Origin of the sequence: Winogradskyella thalassocola (assembly GCF_900099995.1) — a bacterium.
Taxonomy (GTDB): Bacteria; Bacteroidota; Bacteroidia; order Flavobacteriales; family Flavobacteriaceae; genus Winogradskyella; species Winogradskyella thalassocola.
The window spans coordinates 239642-256212 of record NZ_FNCZ01000002.1; the positions used below are offsets into that span (position 1 = coordinate 239642).

The 16571-nt window shown below is 33.5% G+C and carries 22 protein-coding genes; 1 reads left to right on the forward strand and 21 read right to left on the reverse strand.

Going from position 1 to position 16571, the window contains the following annotated elements; genetic code table 11:
- Nucleotides 1–123: 123 nt before the first annotated feature.
- From BLT80_RS08015 to BLT80_RS08110, 21 genes are all read right to left on the reverse strand, one after another.
- Nucleotides 124–1428 (reverse strand): cryptochrome/photolyase family protein, encoded by a 1305-nt coding sequence (locus BLT80_RS08015; RefSeq protein WP_092467100.1) that lies wholly within the window; start codon nucleotides 1426–1428, stop codon nucleotides 124–126.
- A 49-nt stretch (nucleotides 1429–1477) separates the two neighbouring features.
- On the reverse strand, nucleotides 1478–1945 hold the full coding sequence (locus tag BLT80_RS08020; RefSeq protein ID WP_092467101.1) for an SRPBCC family protein: 468 nt from the start codon (nucleotides 1943–1945) through the stop codon (nucleotides 1478–1480).
- 76 nt (nucleotides 1946–2021) lie between these two features.
- Nucleotides 2022–2486 (reverse strand): TspO/MBR family protein, encoded by a 465-nt coding sequence (locus BLT80_RS08025; protein WP_092467102.1) that lies wholly within the window; start codon nucleotides 2484–2486, stop codon nucleotides 2022–2024.
- 1 nt (nucleotide 2487) lies between these two features.
- A complete protein-coding gene (locus BLT80_RS19850) occupies nucleotides 2488–2658 on the reverse strand; it encodes a Lacal_2735 family protein (protein WP_139181037.1) in 171 nt (56 codons plus the stop codon).
- A 6-nt stretch (nucleotides 2659–2664) separates the two neighbouring features.
- On the reverse strand, nucleotides 2665–3153 hold the full coding sequence (locus tag BLT80_RS08030) for a glutathione peroxidase (protein WP_092467103.1): 489 nt from the start codon (nucleotides 3151–3153) through the stop codon (nucleotides 2665–2667).
- Nucleotides 3154–3201: 48 nt separating this feature from the next.
- On the reverse strand, nucleotides 3202–3888 hold the full coding sequence (locus BLT80_RS08035) for an SDR family NAD(P)-dependent oxidoreductase (protein WP_092467104.1): 687 nt from the start codon (nucleotides 3886–3888) through the stop codon (nucleotides 3202–3204).
- Between the two features lie 6 nt (nucleotides 3889–3894).
- Nucleotides 3895–4128 (reverse strand): hypothetical protein, encoded by a 234-nt coding sequence (locus BLT80_RS08040; RefSeq protein ID WP_092467105.1) that lies wholly within the window; start codon nucleotides 4126–4128, stop codon nucleotides 3895–3897.
- A 3-nt stretch (nucleotides 4129–4131) separates the two neighbouring features.
- Nucleotides 4132–4824 (reverse strand): GTP cyclohydrolase I FolE, encoded by a 693-nt coding sequence (gene folE / locus BLT80_RS08045; RefSeq protein WP_092467106.1) that lies wholly within the window; start codon nucleotides 4822–4824, stop codon nucleotides 4132–4134.
- Between the two features lie 55 nt (nucleotides 4825–4879).
- Nucleotides 4880–5152 carry a TIGR03643 family protein gene (locus BLT80_RS08050; RefSeq protein WP_092467107.1) on the reverse strand — a complete coding sequence of 91 codons (273 nt, stop codon included), beginning with the start codon at nucleotides 5150–5152 and terminating at the stop codon, nucleotides 4880–4882.
- Complete coding sequence (locus tag BLT80_RS08055; RefSeq protein WP_092467108.1) at nucleotides 5149–5580, reverse strand: hypothetical protein; 432 nt, start codon at nucleotides 5578–5580, stop codon at nucleotides 5149–5151. The genes BLT80_RS08050 and BLT80_RS08055 overlap by 4 nt, the downstream gene beginning before the upstream one ends.
- Nucleotides 5581–5681: 101 nt before the next feature.
- Entirely contained in the window at nucleotides 5682–7175 is a 1494-nt protein-coding gene (locus BLT80_RS08060; RefSeq protein WP_092467109.1) for a cryptochrome/deoxyribodipyrimidine photo-lyase family protein, read from the reverse strand.
- Complete coding sequence (locus tag BLT80_RS08065; RefSeq protein WP_092467110.1) at nucleotides 7165–8700, reverse strand: cryptochrome/photolyase family protein; 1536 nt, start codon at nucleotides 8698–8700, stop codon at nucleotides 7165–7167. Before BLT80_RS08065 ends, BLT80_RS08060 begins: the two co-directional genes overlap by 11 nt.
- A complete protein-coding gene (locus BLT80_RS08070) occupies nucleotides 8685–8819 on the reverse strand; it encodes a DUF2256 domain-containing protein (protein ID WP_092467111.1) in 135 nt (44 codons plus the stop codon). Before BLT80_RS08070 ends, BLT80_RS08065 begins: the two co-directional genes overlap by 16 nt.
- Nucleotides 8816–10234, reverse strand: a complete 1419-nt coding sequence (locus BLT80_RS08075) for an SDR family oxidoreductase (protein WP_092467112.1) — start codon at nucleotides 10232–10234, stop codon at nucleotides 8816–8818. Before BLT80_RS08075 ends, BLT80_RS08070 begins: the two co-directional genes overlap by 4 nt.
- Nucleotides 10234–10872: a flavin reductase family protein gene (locus tag BLT80_RS08080; RefSeq protein ID WP_092467113.1), complete on the reverse strand. Its 639-nt coding sequence runs from the start codon at nucleotides 10870–10872 to the stop codon at nucleotides 10234–10236. The genes BLT80_RS08075 and BLT80_RS08080 overlap by 1 nt, the downstream gene beginning before the upstream one ends.
- Nucleotides 10873–12183: an ABC1 kinase family protein gene (locus BLT80_RS08085; RefSeq protein ID WP_092467114.1), complete on the reverse strand. Its 1311-nt coding sequence runs from the start codon at nucleotides 12181–12183 to the stop codon at nucleotides 10873–10875.
- Nucleotides 12184–12840, reverse strand: coding sequence for a TetR family transcriptional regulator C-terminal domain-containing protein (locus BLT80_RS08090; protein WP_092467115.1), 657 nt, complete (start codon nucleotides 12838–12840; stop codon nucleotides 12184–12186).
- 97 nt (nucleotides 12841–12937) lie between these two features.
- A complete protein-coding gene (gene arsB, locus BLT80_RS08095; RefSeq protein ID WP_092467116.1) occupies nucleotides 12938–13990 on the reverse strand; it encodes an ACR3 family arsenite efflux transporter in 1053 nt (350 codons plus the stop codon).
- Nucleotides 13991–13995: 5 nt separating this feature from the next.
- Nucleotides 13996–14610 carry an arsenate-mycothiol transferase ArsC gene (locus tag BLT80_RS08100; protein ID WP_092467117.1) on the reverse strand — a complete coding sequence of 205 codons (615 nt, stop codon included), beginning with the start codon at nucleotides 14608–14610 and terminating at the stop codon, nucleotides 13996–13998.
- A 20-nt stretch (nucleotides 14611–14630) separates the two neighbouring features.
- Complete coding sequence (locus BLT80_RS08105; RefSeq protein ID WP_092467118.1) at nucleotides 14631–15101, reverse strand: DUF6428 family protein; 471 nt, start codon at nucleotides 15099–15101, stop codon at nucleotides 14631–14633.
- A gap of 21 nt (nucleotides 15102–15122) precedes the next feature.
- Nucleotides 15123–15455 carry an ArsR/SmtB family transcription factor gene (locus tag BLT80_RS08110; protein ID WP_092467119.1) on the reverse strand — a complete coding sequence of 111 codons (333 nt, stop codon included), beginning with the start codon at nucleotides 15453–15455 and terminating at the stop codon, nucleotides 15123–15125.
- Between the two features lie 181 nt (nucleotides 15456–15636).
- Here BLT80_RS08110 and BLT80_RS08115 point away from each other — a divergent pair, with 181 nt between their 5' ends.
- A complete protein-coding gene (locus BLT80_RS08115) occupies nucleotides 15637–16482 on the forward strand; it encodes a DUF2911 domain-containing protein (protein WP_092467120.1) in 846 nt (281 codons plus the stop codon).
- Nucleotides 16483–16571: the final 89 nt, after the last annotated feature.

Below are 16571 nucleotides of genomic sequence, written 5' to 3' on the forward strand. Positions count from 1 at the left end.
AATCAGGGCTTTAAAATTGTTTATTGAAATGGTTATTTCAGTTAAGACCTTAACGGTCTTGTATATAGCAACGTTAACTTTTTGATTTTATTATAATTTACCTCAATTACTTTTTACGTCTTATTAAGCTAATGCTGTTTTATAGGTTTCTAAACAGCGTTCTCGTGCCATTTTATGATCGACCATAGGCTGAGGATAGGTGAGTTCTTGATATTCTGGAACCCATTCTTTTATGTAATCGTGATTTTTATCAAATTTCTGAATCTGAGTGGTGGGATTAAAAATTCTAAAATACGGAGCAGCATCAACTCCACAGCCTGCAACCCATTGCCAATTGCCAACATTACTTGCCATATCGTAATCGTGTAATTTCTCAGCGAAGTAGGCTTCTCCCCAACGCCAATCTATTAATAGATGTTTACATAAAAAACTACCAACAAGCATGCGAACACGGTTGTGCATAAAACCTGTTTCATTGAGCTGTCGCATGCCTGCATCTACTAAGGGATAACCCGTTTGGCCGTCGCACCATTTTTTAAATTCGTCTTCATTATTACGCCATTCAATTCTGTCGTATTTTGGTTTAAAGGCATTGTCTACAGTTTGTGGGAAATGCCATAGAATAGCCATAAAAAATTCGCGCCAAATCAATTCTTGCCAAAATATTTCATTCTGTTCCGCAATCGCTTTTTTCACCATTTTACGAATGCTTACTGTTCCAAATCGTAAATGCGGACCTAAACGCGATGTGGAGTCTTTTGCAGGGAAGTTTCGTGTGGCTTCATAATCTTGAATCAATGTCGGAGTGACCTCATAATCTTTAATTTCTTGATTGGATTTTTCGAAACCAATATCTGATAAACTAAGATTAGGTAATCGACTATGTGCAATTAAATTATTTAAATACGAATTGGTATAGTAAATTTCTAATGCAATAGTTTGAAATTTTTCTTTCCAAGTCCGCATATAAGGTGTGTAAACCAAATACGGATTACCATCCTTTTTTACGACTTCGTTTTTTTCAAAAATGACTTGATCTTTAAATGTTTTGAATTCAATAGAATGCTTTTCTAAGAACGTTTTAATTTTAGTATCGCGTTCCTTGGCGTACGGTTCGTAATCGTGATTGGTATACACCGTTTCAATCTCGTAGTCTTCTAATAATTGCTCAAAAATAACTTCAGGTTTACCATGAAATATTGCAATACTACTGTCGTGTTCATCTTGTAATGTTTGCCTCATATTTTGAAGCGTTTGATGGATAAATGTCACGCGCGCATCGTCTTTAGGTAAGCGTTCTAAAATCTCAGTATCGAAAATGAAAATTGGAAGTACTTGATGAGCTCCGCTTAGCGCTTCATAAAACCCAAGATTATCATCTAGTCTTAAGTCTCTTCTAAACCAAAATATATTTGTTTTTTTACTCATTTAAAATGCTGATTTAATTTGTGATTGAACGCGATAGAACTGATGTATTTTATTTGTTGTAAGCTCCAAATAACGCTTCCAACTTTTGAGTTCTATAATTAAATATTTCTTCCAATTTTGGTTGTACTAAAAACGGATGCACGAGTTGTCCTAGTATTCCCATTGGTAATTTGTAATCTATAATATCTTCCATTTCAACACCACCATCAATCTCTTTTATAAAATGTTTATGATGCCAAAGTGCATAAGGACCAAAACGTTGTTCATCTACAAAATACTCATGGTCTTTTACATGAGTAATTTCAGTTACCCATTTGGTTTTAATTCCTAAAACAGGTGTAACAATATATTGAATGATTTGACCAGGAAACATAGGTTTATCTGCACCAGAAAGGATATTAAACCCCATATAATCTGGGGTAATCACTTTTAAATTAGCAGGACTAGATAGAAACTCCCAAGCTTGTTCAACTGAAATAGGAAGCTTTTGTTTTTTGTGTAGGGTGTATATTTTCATAGCGTATTAGATATTCAAAATAAATGGATATTTCGTAGATAAAAGTATAAGAAGGAAAGTTGTGCAAAGCTTGATTCTAATTATTAAAAACAACATAACCATTTAACGACGTGGCAATGCACAGCCAAATGATATAAGGAAGCAATAGATATTTTAATCGACTTAATCTATCATCTCCAAAGGTGATAAAGAAGTACATAATGACTAAGGTTAATAAAATGATATTGACTAAAGCTAAGTTGGGGAGTTGTTGATTGAAGAATAAATAATTCCAACTTACATTCAGTACAACTGCGATGGTATAAATACTTATTACAAATTTAGAATTACGAATCGTAAATAAATAACTGAGATATACCGAAAAACAAATCATAATGAGTGTCCAAGTCGCTCCAAAGACCCAACCAGGTGGAGTCCAAGGTGCTTTGTTTAAATTAGAATACCACTCACCTGTAATGGCATCACCCATAAAGAAACTTCCCAGTGCAAGTCCGGCAAAATTGATAATTAGAAACAGTATGAAGAGATAGACTTTTTTCAACTTATGATTGGTTTAATTTATCAATTTTATCAGCAATTAATTGGGCTTCAGCATATTTTTTGTCGCTTTCAGCTCTGTTCGTTGCAGAAAGCTTATGCCAATCCGCCATAAGTTTTTCATATTGTTTGTGAAGTTTGTCGGCTTCCGATGGTTTCTTAAATAATCCGAACATAGTTATTTATTTTAAATACTTTAATAGTCTTGAACTCGTAGGGCTTGTAATAGAGTAGTAGTAATTTAAAAATTCACCATGTTCGTCTATTAAATATTTCTGAAAATTCCACTTTACAGTAGAATTCTGTTTTCCGTTATTAGATTTTTGAGTCAACCAAGCATATAATGGATGTTGATTTTCTCCTTTTACGTCAATCTTTTCAGTAATTAAAAATGTGATACCATAATTGATTTCGCAGAATTCTTGTATTTCGCTAGCCTCTCCTGGTTCTTGTTTTCCAAATTGATTACAAGGCACACCAATAATAACTAGTGTATCTTTGTAGGTGTCTTGTAAATTTTGTAAATCTTTGTACTGTGATGTAAATCCACATTTGGACGCCACGTTTACAAATAGTATTTTTTTACCTTGAAACTGATGAAGGTCTATAGGCTTTCCTTGCAAGCTATTAATTTTAATATCGTAAAGTGGTTGTGTTGCTGTCGTCATCATTTTATTATAGTGTTAATGATAATCTAGTTGCCTTAACTAAAAGTGTTTCTACAATTTAAAACTTACAATGCCGCAATCCATTTCAAATATCTGACCAGAAAGCGATGCTGCTTTATCAGATAATAAAAATGCGGCCATGCCTGCAACTTCTTCCGGTTGTAAATACTTCTTAAGCGGATGGCGCTCATTCATATTTTCAATCATTCGATCGTTACGTAGTAATTTGGAAGCCAATTCTGTATCCGTTACTGTAGGTGCAATAGCATTAACTCTTATTAGAGGTGCTAATTCTGCTCCTAATGATTTTGTTAAACCTTCAACTGCCGATTTAGACGCTGCTACACTGGCATGATAAGGCATACCAAGTTTAGCTGCAACGGTACTAAAAAGTACAATTGAGGGATGTGTTCCATTTTTTAAAGCTGGTATGTATTTCTGAATCGCTCTAACAGCTCCGATGACATTGATTTCAAAATCATTTTTAAAATCGTCTACTGTTAACCGGTTAATTGGCTTTAAGTTGATGCTTCCAGGACAATACACTAAGCCATCGGCTTCATCTATGTCTGGTAATTCATCTGCTAGAATGTCGCAACTGTAATGTTTTAAGTTAGGATGCGATTCTTCTGGTGCTGTTCTGCTGATATTTACAATTTCATCATAAAAAGAAAGCAAAGCTATAACAATTGCTTTGCCAATACCTTTGCTTCCTCCTATAACTATTAACCGTTTCATAAAATATTATGAGGTAGCAGTTAACGGTCGTCCCTTTAAACGTTTTTCAATTTTTTGTTTTATCACAGTAAGACGCTTCATTAAATCCATTAGTTTGGCGTCTTTCTTTTCTTTGTATAATTCGTTGACTTCTAGGATAAGGTCTTTTGCCTCTCTTGCAGCCATAATTCTATCACTTGTTGTTTTAAATGAAAATTTTCTGTTTTCAAATTCTATAGCTTTTTCTATTGTTGTTTCCATAGCTTAATTGTTTATATAGTTTTGTAATTCTAAAATTTTTGAAGCGTTACTAAATTCGCCTCCATAATATGTTGTTACTGTTGTAGACGTGTCATCTTGGACACCTCTAGACGACACACATAAGTGTTTTGCGTCTATAATTACAGCAACGTCTTCGGTTTCTAAAACCGTTTTTAGTTCGTTTGCAATCTGATTAGTTAAGCGCTCTTGTACTTGTGGTCGCTTAGCATAATATTGAACAATTCGGTTTAATTTTGAAAGTCCAATTACCTTACCAGATGATTTATAAGCAATATGTGCTTTTCCTATAATAGGCACAAAATGATGCTCACAATTAGAGTAGAAGGTAATATTTTTTTCTACTAACATCTGATTATATTGATATTTATTATCAAAAAGTGTCACTTTTGGCTTGTTTTCAGGGTCTAAACCCGAAAATATTTCTTCAACATACATCTTTGCAACACGATCTGGTGTGCCTTGCAGAGAATCATCAGTTAAATCTAAACCTAGCACATCCATTATTTCTGAAAATAAAATAGAGATACGTTCTTTCTTATCGCTATTAGACATTTCAAAAGCATTGGGCTTCATTGGTGTGTCTAAACTTGTAAATAAATGATCATCTCCGATGTCTTCTTTATTAAATCCATTAAGTGTAAGACCGTTTATTTTGGAATTTTTTTCTGTAATCATAGAATCTTTTTAATGTGCTGTCTTTAAGTACTCCAGTCTTAAATCAAAGCACGTGTTAACGTTTTGAAATAGAGTTATTTGTTATTGTTCTTTGCCTCGAACATTTAAATCTGCCCTCCTCAAATGTTCTTTTTTTACTGTGTTTAGTGGCTCTACCTTGTACTCTTGTTCTCCACAATCTAAAGCTGCTCGGTTTTAATTCTTTTCGCATTAAATTAATAACCTCTTGTTCTTTTAATGCAAATTGAAATGTTATAGCATCGAAAGGTGTTCTATCTTCCCATGCCATTTCAATAATTCTGTCAATGTCCTTAAGTTCTAAATTCATAATCCTTGAGGCATTGCATAATGCATGTCATACTTTACTTTTTCGTCAATTAACTTATCAAAAAACTTCTTATTCTCTTTGAAGGTTTTATCAGCTCTAAAATGCACAAATTTTCCTTGTGCATGTATACTAGATCCATTGATTTTATATATAACGAGATGGTAATAAGGAATAACCCAAGTAAATTTTTTCAATTTTTTATTAATTCTTATTAGAATTCCTTTAGGTCTCAATTCAATATTTCCATAATTGCTATCCGAAACTACATTCATCATGGATTGCATATTCGGACTTACTTTATCAATGATCATGCGCTTTGAACCTACACCATTCATTTTCAATTTCTGTACCAAACTAAAAGAACTGCCAACTAAGTCTGCAATAATCTCTTTATGTTCAGTATTATAATGTGTAGTGTTTAATATCATAGCGTCTCAAATATACAAAACGTTTAACGATTTTGTTATATTGTTAAACGAAAATTAACAGATAATTATGACTATAAAGTTTACTTAATGAGGCCGTATAGCTAATTATTTCTTAGCATTCTACTTCTGTCTTGTATAGTATGTCGCTTTAGTATCCGAGAACTTTCACTAAGGACTTCGTGATCCTTTTTCATATTCCAAAGAATATCACTAGCGCGTTTACGATTTGCGTTTACATCTACTATAGGCATTGGGTAATCTTCACCTAACTTAAAGTTATAAAACCCTTGCTCCATTTCTGTCATTAGGTAAGGTTCGTGTATAAAAACGGAATCTAATAGTGCTAATTCTGGTACCCATTTTTTAATAAAAATAGCATCAGGATCGTGTTTTAACCCATTCAATGTTGGGTTATAAATTCTCAAGTTATTAATACCTGTTTCGCCGGCTTGCATTTGTAATTGTGGAAAATGGATACCAGGTTCAAAATCTAAAAACTGTTGTGATAAATGCGTAGTTGCCTTCTGCCAAGATTGCCATAGAATATGGGTGAAAAAAGATGTCAACATGGCACGCATTCTAAAATTTACGTAACCTGTTTCAATTAAACATCGCATACTAGCATCCACTAATGGAAATCCTGTTTGGCCTTCTTGCAACGCTTTTTGGTAGCTTTCGGATAAGCCTTTCTTTAATTTATGGTAGCCTTTGTTAACACTGGCATTTTCCATAGCGTGCTCCATTTCAAACTTCTGAATAAAATGAGCTTGCCAGCGCAGTCGAGAGATAAACGCACCAATATGAAGTGTGTCTTTCGTTTCAGCTTTTAATTGTTGAGCTTTTTGAAACACTTGCCGTATGGATAAGTTTCCCCAAGCGATGTACGGTGAAATTCTACTACAGCTGCTTCGTGAGGCTTCTGGTTTTGAAATATCCTGCATATACGTTTTATATCTGCCTTCGAAGAATGAATTAGCATATTTCCAACCTACAGTTGTACCTCCTTTTTGAAATTTTGTAGTTGTAGGCGTCACTAAATTAGTTACCGAAAATATCTTTTCTAAGTCGTCGATTTCAGAGCGATTCAATAACTGGTTTTCTGTAGGTTGAAAAACTTCGAGAGTACTATTCATATAATCTTCCCAATTTTCAAACCAATTATCACGGTTTACTAAACCACGTTCTACACCATTATTTTTAGACTCTTTCCAGTCGATGAAATTATTTCGGCAATACCGTATAAATTCTTTATCTCTGTTGTAGGTGATTAATAATCCGGTTTCAACATGTGAAAAAATAGCATCAATTTTGTAGAATTCTTGTATCAGGTTAAACGTACTTGTAATGTCACTCGTAACGGCTAATACCTTCGAATTGTATTCTGAAAGTTGCCCATTAATATCTTGTAAAGATTCTTTAATGAAATTAAAATGACGCTCATTATAATGTGCATCGTTCAATAATAAATGTTCAAAAACGTATAGGATTAGTGTGCGTTTACCAAATGACAAGGCGTTCGCAATCGCTTCATTATCCTGAAGTCTTAAATCGCGTTTAAGCCAAACCACGTTAATATGTTCTTTATTAGTACTCATCTGGGCGCTCTATGATAGCGGTTGCGCGTTCTTTAAGCGTATTGAGTTGGCTTTTATCCATTTTATCTAATACACTATACATCATTGCCATGCGTCTATTGCTTCCTAATATCTCTCGTTTATCATCTAAGAAATTCCAATACAAACTATTAAAAGGACAAGCCTTATCCGTTATTTTCTCTTTTTTATTATAATGACACTTGTCGCAATAATTGCTCATTTTATCAATATAACTACCTGAAGATACATAGGGTTTTGTTGCAATTTTTCCACCATCGGCAAATTGACTCATACCTCTAGTATTAGGTAGTTGTACCCATTCTATAGCATCTGCATAAATACCCAAATACCAAGCATCGACTTCATCTGGATGAATTTGAGTTAATAAGGCATAATTTCCTGTAATCATTAAGCGCTGTATGTGATGCGCGTAAGCATTCTCTAAAGAATTGTTGATACTCTGTTTTAGGCAATTCATTTTGGTGTTGCCTGTCCAAAAAAATTCAGGAAGTGAATTCGTATTATTTAAATGATTTTCTGATTTATAATCTGGCATTAAAGTCCAATACATACCTCGCATATATTCGCGCCAACCAATAATTTGACGTACAAAACCTTCTACTTGAGAAATATCTATTTCAGATTTATGCTCGTAATAATAGTCTATTACCGAGTTGACCACTTCTTTAGGGCTCAACAGCTTAATATTCATGGCAAACGATATACGCGAATGAAATAAATATACTTGATCTGTATGCAAGGCATCTTGGTAATCACCAAAACGAATTAATAAATGTTCACAGAAATAATTGAGCTGTTCAAGGGCTTGTTCTCTATTTATTGGATAACTAAAGGTTTCCGTTTTAAAAGAACCAATTGTTTTAATCTTGGCTTTTTCTATGTCTGAAACGATTTTAGAAACATCATTAATAAACCATTTGTAATGTGGGATTTCGGGTTTGCCTTTCCACTTTTTCCTGTTGCTTTTATCGTAATTCCATTGGCCTCCTTCAGGTTGCTTGCCTTCCATTAGTACCTCATGTTTCTTACGCATATCGCGATAAAACTTTTCCATGAGATAGGTTTTTTTACCTTCGAAGAATTCTTTTAATTCATATCTAGAAGTATAAAAATGTTCGGAATCGGAAGTATGGGTTTCAATGACTAATGATTTGCAATATTCAGTGAGTTGCTGATCTAATCTGTACTCATCTGGCAGTTGGTATTCAAAAGCTTCAGTATTGTGATCTTTAATTATTTTTGATAAGTTACCGACTAAACTTTGTGTATTACTCTTATCATTAATCTTGAAATAAATTACATTATGTCCATTAGATTGTAGTTCTTCAGCGAAACTTCGCATAGCAGCAAAAAAGCCAATTACTTTCTGAATATGGTGCGTTACGTAATCCGTTTCTTGTCGCATTTCAAAAAGACAATAAATAACGTTCTCCTTTGCTTCTGAAAACCAAGAGTGGTTAGAATTGAGTTGATCACCTAATATGAGTCTTAATGTTTTCTGCATTTTTCACTACAATATTTTACAACGTCCCAATTGTTTTCCCATTTTTTACGCCAAGAAAAAGGGCGATTACAAACAGGACATATTTTTGTTGGAAGATTTGCTTTCTTTACGCCTTTCATTTTTTCACCAAAGCGTTTAGCATACCATTGAAAACAAAGGCATGAAAAGGTAACACAGAATACCAATACAATCGCCCCCAAATACCTTTAGGTCTAAATACTGCAGTTTGGTGTAATTGGCCTTTTACAATTTTAAATTCTAACCAAGCTTCACCAGGTAAGCGCATTTCAGCAAAAAGAAGCAATCTTTTTTCTTCTTTACTCGCGTATAAAACACGCCAAAAATCTAAGGCATCACCGGCTTCTAAATAGGTATTGCTTGTGCGCCCACGTCTTAAACCAACTCCACCAAAAAGTTTATCCATATAGCCTCTAATTTTCCAGAGGCCATTAAAGCTATACCAACCGTTTTTGCCGCCAATAGCCCATATTTTATCTAAAGTAAAATTTTCATCAATGACAGGTTTTTGCCTTTCATCTGTAAAGCACCCAAATTGCGGTAATTCTATATGTTTGGATAATTGATCTTTAAAGCGTCCACTACTAACGGCATCTTTCCAGCTGGATATCACGGCATTTTGTTCTGTTTTTTGAAACGCTAAATCCACAGCCGTTTTGTAATCCATGGGTTTAATACCGATGATTTCATTGATTTTACTCGGTTTTCCAATGACTTCAACCTTCATGCTATCAACTAAAGCAGCAGCCAATTGAAACGATGTAGAGGTTACAAAATATAACCAGTAGGATGAGAGTTTTGGTGTTAATACAGGAAGAGTTACGATATATCGTTTTAATCCTCTGACTTCAGCAAATTGAAGGAGCATTTCTTTATAAGTCAATATCTCAGGACCGTAAATATCAAAAGCGCCGTTGTATAGTTCTTCTTTACCTAAACCACCAGCTAAAAAATTGAGCACATCGCGTATCGCTAACGGCTGTGTTTTTGTATTTAGCCATTTGGGTGTGATCATAAATGGCAATTTTTCTACGATATCTCTTATAATCTCGAAAGAAGCACTTCCGCTACCAACTATAATTCCTGCTCTAAATGTGGTGAGGGCATAACGTACAGATTTTAAAGTGTTTTCAACTTGTAATCGCGACTTTAAGTGTTTTGAAAGTGACGCATCATTTACAATACCACTTAAATAAATGACTTGTTTACACTCTGTTGGTTTTACTAAGTTTTTAAAGTTTTGTGCACATTGGCGTTCTAAATCTTCAAAATCTTCAGAACCTGTAGACATTGAATGAATTAAATAATACGCTGCATCTATATCTTTTGGAATTTCAGCAGATTCTGGTTTGAGAAAATCAACTTTTATAAACGAGCATAAGGGATTATCTTCAATTTCATCTGGAATACGACTTAAATCACGCACACAGCACACCAACTCGTGTTTGTCTTCGAGAAGTTGTAATGCTAATCGTCTAGCTATATAGCCTGTGGTGCCTGAGATTAATATGCGCATTAAATAGTTGTTTTTTTAAATTCTGATTTTGGTCTTTGGTACTCTAAACGCTCTTGTAGTTTAGGAATACTGTAACCATCTAAACCGTTTATGGTAGCTATATCTCCTTTAGATAAATTGACAAATCCGTCTTCCTCTACCAATGTATTGTCGATAAATAGTTTTTCGATTTTTCCAATTACAAGGATGGTATTATTGGCGGTAATAGGATATTCCTCTAAATATTGCATGGCTATTTGTACTGGCGAGTTTTTTACAAATGGTGCTAAATATTCACCTTTATAGTCTTCAATTAAATTAGTGGTATCAAATTCAGAAATGTTTGAATCATATTTAGCAGATGTATGATGTGCGTCTTCAATAATTTTAGAATGAATATGATTAATGGTGTATTTTCCTGTGGCTTTAATATTAGAATACGTGTTACGCATTACTGTTTTTGGTCTAATAAAGAAGCCTAACAGTGCCGGATTAGAACCTAAATGTGTAACAGAACTAAATATCGCAACGTTACTTATGCCTTCTTTGCTTTTCGTACCAATTAAATTTGCAGATTTATAACCAGAACAGCTATTAATTAGGTTAATTCTATACAGATGTTCCATTTGGTTTATGTTTTCACTGCTAAATTCTAACATTTAAAGGTTTTTGAAATTATTGATTTGTACGTTTTCAGCTTTAAGATCGAACATTAAATTATATAATCCAAAGAATGTTCTATTTATATAAATAAAGTGCTTAGATCCTCTATTACCATTCATGTTTCTGAGTTCTGTACTTTTAGAGTAGCGTTGTCCCATATCTGAGATTTGATTGAAAAATTCAGGATTTGAAAAGTCAAATTCTTCAACATGAAATGGTTTAGTGAAAAGACTTAACAACTCATGAAACATAGCGCTAAAGAATTTAATTTCTTCTTCAGAATCATTGTTCTTCAAAATTTCGAGCTCATAAAGTTTCTCAGTAAATCGTTTTGGATTTTCAATACATGCTTTATCTGCTAATTCAAAATAAGGAATGTAGAAATCTTCAGGAATAATTTTCATACATCCAAAATCTAAGGCAATCAGATTACTGTCTTCAGAGATTAAAAAATTCCCAGGATGTGGATCGGCATGTACTTTTCTCAACTTGTGAATTTGATACATATAAAAATCCCATAAAGCCTGACCTAGTTTATTGGATTTGTCTTGGTCTGTATTATGTGCTGTGAATTCCGAAAGATGTTCGCCAGACATAAAATCCATAGTAATAATACGTTCAGATGAAAACTCCTCGTAATAGTTAGGGAATTTTAAATTTGGAATGTGTTTACAAGCTTCCGCAATTTCTTTACTCTGCGCAATTTCTAAGATGTAGTTGGTTTCCTCTGTGAGTTTATTTTCAACTTCTTTAAAGTATTTATCAGAATCTTTCCCTTTAATATTAAACATCTTTATAGCTATAGGTTTTACCAACGCTAAATCTGATGCAATACTTTCTTCAACTCCAGGATATTGGATTTTCACAGCTAATTTCTTCCCATTCTTCTCTGCGATATGGACTTGTCCTATACTAGCAGCATTGACTGAAGTTGCATTGAAAGTGTCAAAGATATCTTCGGGATGTTTGCCGAAGTATTTTTTAAATGTTTTTATAACTAATGGTGGTGACAATGGTGGTACGGAAAACTGAGATAATGAAAATTTCTCAACATAAGCTTGTGGCAATATGCTTTTTTCCATACTTAACATTTGTGCGACTTTAAGTGCACTGCCTTTAAGTGTTTTAAGACTATCGTATATATCCTCGGCATTATTTTGATTTAAACGTTCTTTGGCATCTTCTTTTGAGTTGACCATTTTGTCGCCGTAATATTTCAAATAATTAACTCCTACTTTTGCTCCTGTTGAAACTAATTTTGAAGCTCTAGATATTTTAGTAATCGGAATGCTGTCTATTGTTTTCATCTAGTTGGAGTGTATTTTTTCTTTATATAAGAATTTGCCAAAATCTATAAGACTTTTTAATGGAGTGGTATCGATTAAATCGAAACTCGCCTGAACTGATTTTTCGATAAACACATCTGTTTTTTCAAATGAGGTAGAAGAGTCGTCTAACCAAAATTTAAGCGTGACTAATAATTGAAACCAAGCCGATTCTTTGAGGCCTCTGTTTTTTAATTTTTCAAGTTTTTCTTCCTTAAGATCAATTGTTTTTATGTCTAAATGTTCGATGTAATTAGTAAAGTTCTTCTTTAAATGCGACAATGTTTTTAAAGATTTCAATTGATTTTTATCTGAACCTAAGACTTGTACAACGTAGCTTCTGTTCGCCGTTAATATTTCGAAAAAGGTATAGTAAAAACTAAGCAGTTGGTTTCGTGCATCAAAAGATTGATAATCTTCACTTTTTTCTAAAACAGCTAAAGTATGATCAAAAAATATTTTAAAAATGGATTGCTCTAAGATCTCGAAAGAACTAAAATATTCATAGAATTTTTGTTCTTCAAAATTATTGTCTTTCGCAAAAGCGTAGACAGAGTTTGGTTTATGGTTATGTGTCAATACATAATCCATATAGTATGAGATAAGGTCGTCTTGTGTTATGTTTTTCTTTTTTGCCATTGTAATTGATTTACAATGTAAAGATACTCTATGTTTAACTATTTAAGCGTAAAGTTAAACAAACTTTAACAAGACTTAGGGAAAAAACAATTCTGACTTAACCTTTTTGTGGTAAATAGTATTTTTTCCGAAGCCAAAACGCCACGCGTACTAATAGTATTAAAGCAGGTACTTCTACCAATGGGCCAACGACTCCTGCAAATGCTTGTCCTGAGTTTAATCCGAAAACAGCAATAGCTACAGCAATAGCTAGTTCAAAGTTGTTACCAGCCGCGGTAAATGCAATCGCTGCGTTTTTATCGTAAGTGGCTCCCATGGCTTTACTAACAAAAAATCCAATAAGAAACATTAGTGCAAAATAGATTAATAAGGGCACTGCAATGATTAATACATCCATTGGTATTTCTACGATCAATTCACCTTTTAATGAAAACATAACTACGATGGTGAATAATAATGCGATTAAAGTCATTGGTGAAATGGTAGGTATAAATTTTTTGGTATACCATTCTTCACCTTTAAGTTTTACTAAAATTAAACGGGACAGAATACCGAGCAAAAATGGAATACCCAAATAGATCGCCACACTTTCAGCAATCGTAGCAATGGAAATATCTACAATAGCGCCTTCAAACCCAAAATAGGGTGGAAGCACTGTAATAAATAAATAAGCGTAGAAACTATAAGCAAAGACTTGAAAAATACTATTTAGAGCCACTAAACTTGCACCATATTCGCTACTGCCTTCTGCTAAATCGTTCCAAACTAAAACCATGGCAATGCACCGAGCCAAGCCAATTAAAATTAAACCGACCATGTATTCCGGATAATCGCTTAGAAATGTAATTGCTAACACAAACATTAAAACCGGGCCAATAATCCAGTTTAAAACTAATGAAATTGACAATACTTTGACGTCTTTAAATACTTTAGGGAGTAATGCATAATTGACTTTTGCCAATGGAGGGTACATCATTAAAATAAGTCCGATTGCAATAGGTATATTGGTCGTTCCGCTACTATAAGATTCTACTAATTCGGGAAATGACGGTACAAAAAAGCCAATGCCAACTCCAATCGCCATGGCGATGAAAATCCATAAAGTAAGATAGTTATCTAAAAAACTCAGTTTTTTCTTGATGGCAGTCATCGCTATTATTTTGTGATGTTAGAGAATACATATTTTAGTTCTGTAGCAATTTGAAGACTCCGTTCTTTATACTTTTCTAATTGTTGTGGAGTGTTATCAAAAGCTTTAGGGTCGTCATAAGTAATCGGAATTCGTTTTTCTGATCCACCAATAAAAGGGCAACCTTGGTCTGCACTAGAGCAGGTCATTATGGCCGCAAAAGTTGACGTCGGATTGAATTCATCATCAAACGTTTTTGAAAAGCCAATAACAGGATGTGCGTTTTTCGAATATTTAATGCTGTAAACCGGATTGCTACCGTTAGAAAGTGTTTCAATTTGAAACCCTGTATTTTCAAGCGTTTTAGCCACAACAGGAAAAAGCGCTGCAGCTTCTGTTCCACCTGAATAACAAAATACATTTTTAATGTCAAAATAAGATGCCATGGCCTGTGCCCAAACTTGAGACATATGGCTACGACGCGAATTGTGTGTACAAATAAAATTTAAGTTAACAACGTTGTTTTCCGTTGTCTTAAGTTGAATGTAATTAATGAGTGGTTGTAAAATGGCTTTACGCTCCTCTGAAATAGCGTCAATTTGTAATTGTTCTATTTGGTTACTTATGGGTTGAAATAGCATTATATTTTAAATTTAGTAGGTTAACAACAGCCAGAACCTGGAGCACAAGACGGACCTTCATTTTGTAAATCTGAAAACTTAAGTTTTGGCTTCTGTTCAGGAATACCACATTTATCTTTTGCTAAACAATCGGTCAACTTTGAAGTCAATAAAAAATTTGTGCCGTCAAAGTCTAATCCATATTTCCCAATAGTATCTCCTTGGTATTCAACTTCAATTTCTAAGTCTTCAATTTCTAAGACTTTTTCAGAGAGTTCTATGATATTAAGTAATTTTTCAGGATGTAATCGGTGATCGTAATCATCAGTTTCCCACAATTGAAAGTTGGCTACATTCTCCGTTCTTACAGTGCCACCACAATCAATAAAATGTTTCGATATTTTACCAACTTCCGTCACGTGAAAGTGATTTGGTACTAAGGTGCCGTTTGGTAATTGAAATGCTATGGTGTCTAATGCTTTTAATTTTGATTTAATTTCTGATAGTTTCATAAGTATCTATTTTAATTCTATTTAACAACAGGTATTAGAGTCTTCAAGGTCTTGATCTAGAAAAGCGGTTAGAGTTGTTTTCATGTTAGACCAATTCTCTTTATCTATACAATAGCAAATGCTAGTGCCTGTAATGTTTCCTTTTATAAGTCCTATTTTTTTTAATTCTTTTAAATGTTGAGAGATTGTCGGCTGTGCTAATCCAATTTCATCCACGAGATCACCACAAATACAAGAATCTATTTTAAACAAATGTTGAAGAATAGCCACTCTCGCCGGATGTCCAAAAACTTTAGCTATGCTAGAAATTTGATTTTGCTCTAATGTAAAAATCTCTGTTTTAGTCAATCCCATAATTCATTATATTATTATATTGCAATATTACGATTAAAGGATGTAGTTTCAAATAATTTGATTAATTATTTTTTCTGTTAAAGCTTATATCTATTTGATTTTAAGATTTCATTAACATATCTAGCTTTTGTTAAGTCGTAATTTTACATTTAATAATTAACAACACTTAACACTAAAAAAAATGAAGAAATTAGTACTTTTTACATTTGCCTTAACTTTAATGTTTTCGGTAAATGCACAAATTGAAACACCACAGCCTAGTCCTGCAGCTAAAATTGAGCAAGTTGTTGGTTTAACAGATGTAGCTATTGAATATTCGCGTCCAGCTATGCGCGGAAGAACCATTTTTGGAGACCTAGTACCTTATGGAAAAGTATGGAGAACTGGAGCAAATGGAAGAACTAAGATTACATTTAGCAATGATGTTACTATTGGAGGAAAAGAATTAAAAGCAGGAACTTATGCTATTTTAACAATACCACAGGCTAAAACTTGGGATGTTGTTTTCTATACAGAATATGCTGCAGGTGGTGCGCCAGCTGAATTAGATGAGTCTAAAGTAGCTGCACGTGTTACAACACCAGTTTATCCTATCGAAATGGATATTCAATCGTTTACAATTTCTATTGATGATATTACTAGTAGTTCTGCTGTAATTGGTATCATGTGGGAGAAAACTTATGTTGGTGTAGAGTTTAAAGTACCTACTGACAAAGCAGTATCTGCTGCAATTGATAAAGTAATGGCAGGCCCTTCTGCAAACGATTATTACGCTGCGGCAGTATATAATTTAGAAGAAGGTAAAGATATTAATAAAGCAAAAGAGTGGATTGATAAGTCTATGTCAATGACTAAAGAGCCAACATTTTGGCAATTACGTAAGCAATCTTTAATCTACGCTAAAGCTGGAAACAAGAAGGAAGCTATTGCGATTGCAAAAAAATCATTGGCAGCTTCTAAAGAAGCTAAAAATGAAGACTACGTTAAAATGAATGAAGACTCTCTAAAAGAATGGGGATCTAAGTAATTCATAGGCTTTTAGCCTTTAGTTCTTTATACATAAAAAAACGCAACATTTTTGTTACTCATAGTAAACCAAAGTGTTGCGTTTTTCAT

Coding starts and splice junctions, on each gene's coding strand:
- BLT80_RS08070 (WP_092467111.1), bottom strand. CDS start 8,819: ATGAAAGGCGTAAAGAAAGCAAATCTTCCAACAAAAATATGTCCTGTT.
- arsB (WP_092467116.1), bottom strand. CDS start 13,990: ATGACTGCCATCAAGAAAAAACTGAGTTTTTTAGATAACTATCTTACT.
- BLT80_RS08030 (WP_092467103.1), bottom strand. CDS start 3,153: ATGATGACGACAGCAACACAACCACTTTACGATATTAAAATTAATAGC.
- BLT80_RS08040 (WP_092467105.1), bottom strand. CDS start 4,128: ATGGAAACAACAATAGAAAAAGCTATAGAATTTGAAAACAGAAAATTT.
- BLT80_RS08110 (WP_092467119.1), bottom strand. CDS start 15,455: ATGGGATTGACTAAAACAGAGATTTTTACATTAGAGCAAAATCAAATT.
- BLT80_RS08075 (WP_092467112.1), bottom strand. CDS start 10,234: ATGCGCATATTAATCTCAGGCACCACAGGCTATATAGCTAGACGATTA.
- BLT80_RS08085 (WP_092467114.1), bottom strand. CDS start 12,183: ATGAAAACAATAGACAGCATTCCGATTACTAAAATATCTAGAGCTTCA.
- BLT80_RS08060 (WP_092467109.1), bottom strand. CDS start 7,175: ATGAGTACTAATAAAGAACATATTAACGTGGTTTGGCTTAAACGCGAT.
- BLT80_RS08115 (WP_092467120.1), top strand. CDS start 15,637: ATGAAGAAATTAGTACTTTTTACATTTGCCTTAACTTTAATGTTTTCG.
- BLT80_RS08055 (WP_092467108.1), bottom strand. CDS start 5,580: ATGATATTAAACACTACACATTATAATACTGAACATAAAGAGATTATT.
- BLT80_RS08090 (WP_092467115.1), bottom strand. CDS start 12,840: ATGGCAAAAAAGAAAAACATAACACAAGACGACCTTATCTCATACTAT.
- BLT80_RS08050 (WP_092467107.1), bottom strand. CDS start 5,152: ATGAATTTAGAACTTAAGGACATTGACAGAATTATTGAAATGGCATGG.
- BLT80_RS08020 (WP_092467101.1), bottom strand. CDS start 1,945: ATGAAAATATACACCCTACACAAAAAACAAAAGCTTCCTATTTCAGTT.
- BLT80_RS08080 (WP_092467113.1), bottom strand. CDS start 10,872: ATGTTAGAATTTAGCAGTGAAAACATAAACCAAATGGAACATCTGTAT.
- BLT80_RS08015 (WP_092467100.1), bottom strand. CDS start 1,428: ATGAGTAAAAAAACAAATATATTTTGGTTTAGAAGAGACTTAAGACTA.
- BLT80_RS19850 (WP_139181037.1), bottom strand. CDS start 2,658: ATGTTCGGATTATTTAAGAAACCATCGGAAGCCGACAAACTTCACAAA.
- BLT80_RS08105 (WP_092467118.1), bottom strand. CDS start 15,101: ATGAAACTATCAGAAATTAAATCAAAATTAAAAGCATTAGACACCATA.
- BLT80_RS08100 (WP_092467117.1), bottom strand. CDS start 14,610: ATGCTATTTCAACCCATAAGTAACCAAATAGAACAATTACAAATTGAC.
- folE (WP_092467106.1), bottom strand. CDS start 4,824: ATGATTACAGAAAAAAATTCCAAAATAAACGGTCTTACACTTAATGGA.
- BLT80_RS08035 (WP_092467104.1), bottom strand. CDS start 3,888: ATGAAACGGTTAATAGTTATAGGAGGAAGCAAAGGTATTGGCAAAGCA.
- BLT80_RS08065 (WP_092467110.1), bottom strand. CDS start 8,700: ATGCAGAAAACATTAAGACTCATATTAGGTGATCAACTCAATTCTAAC.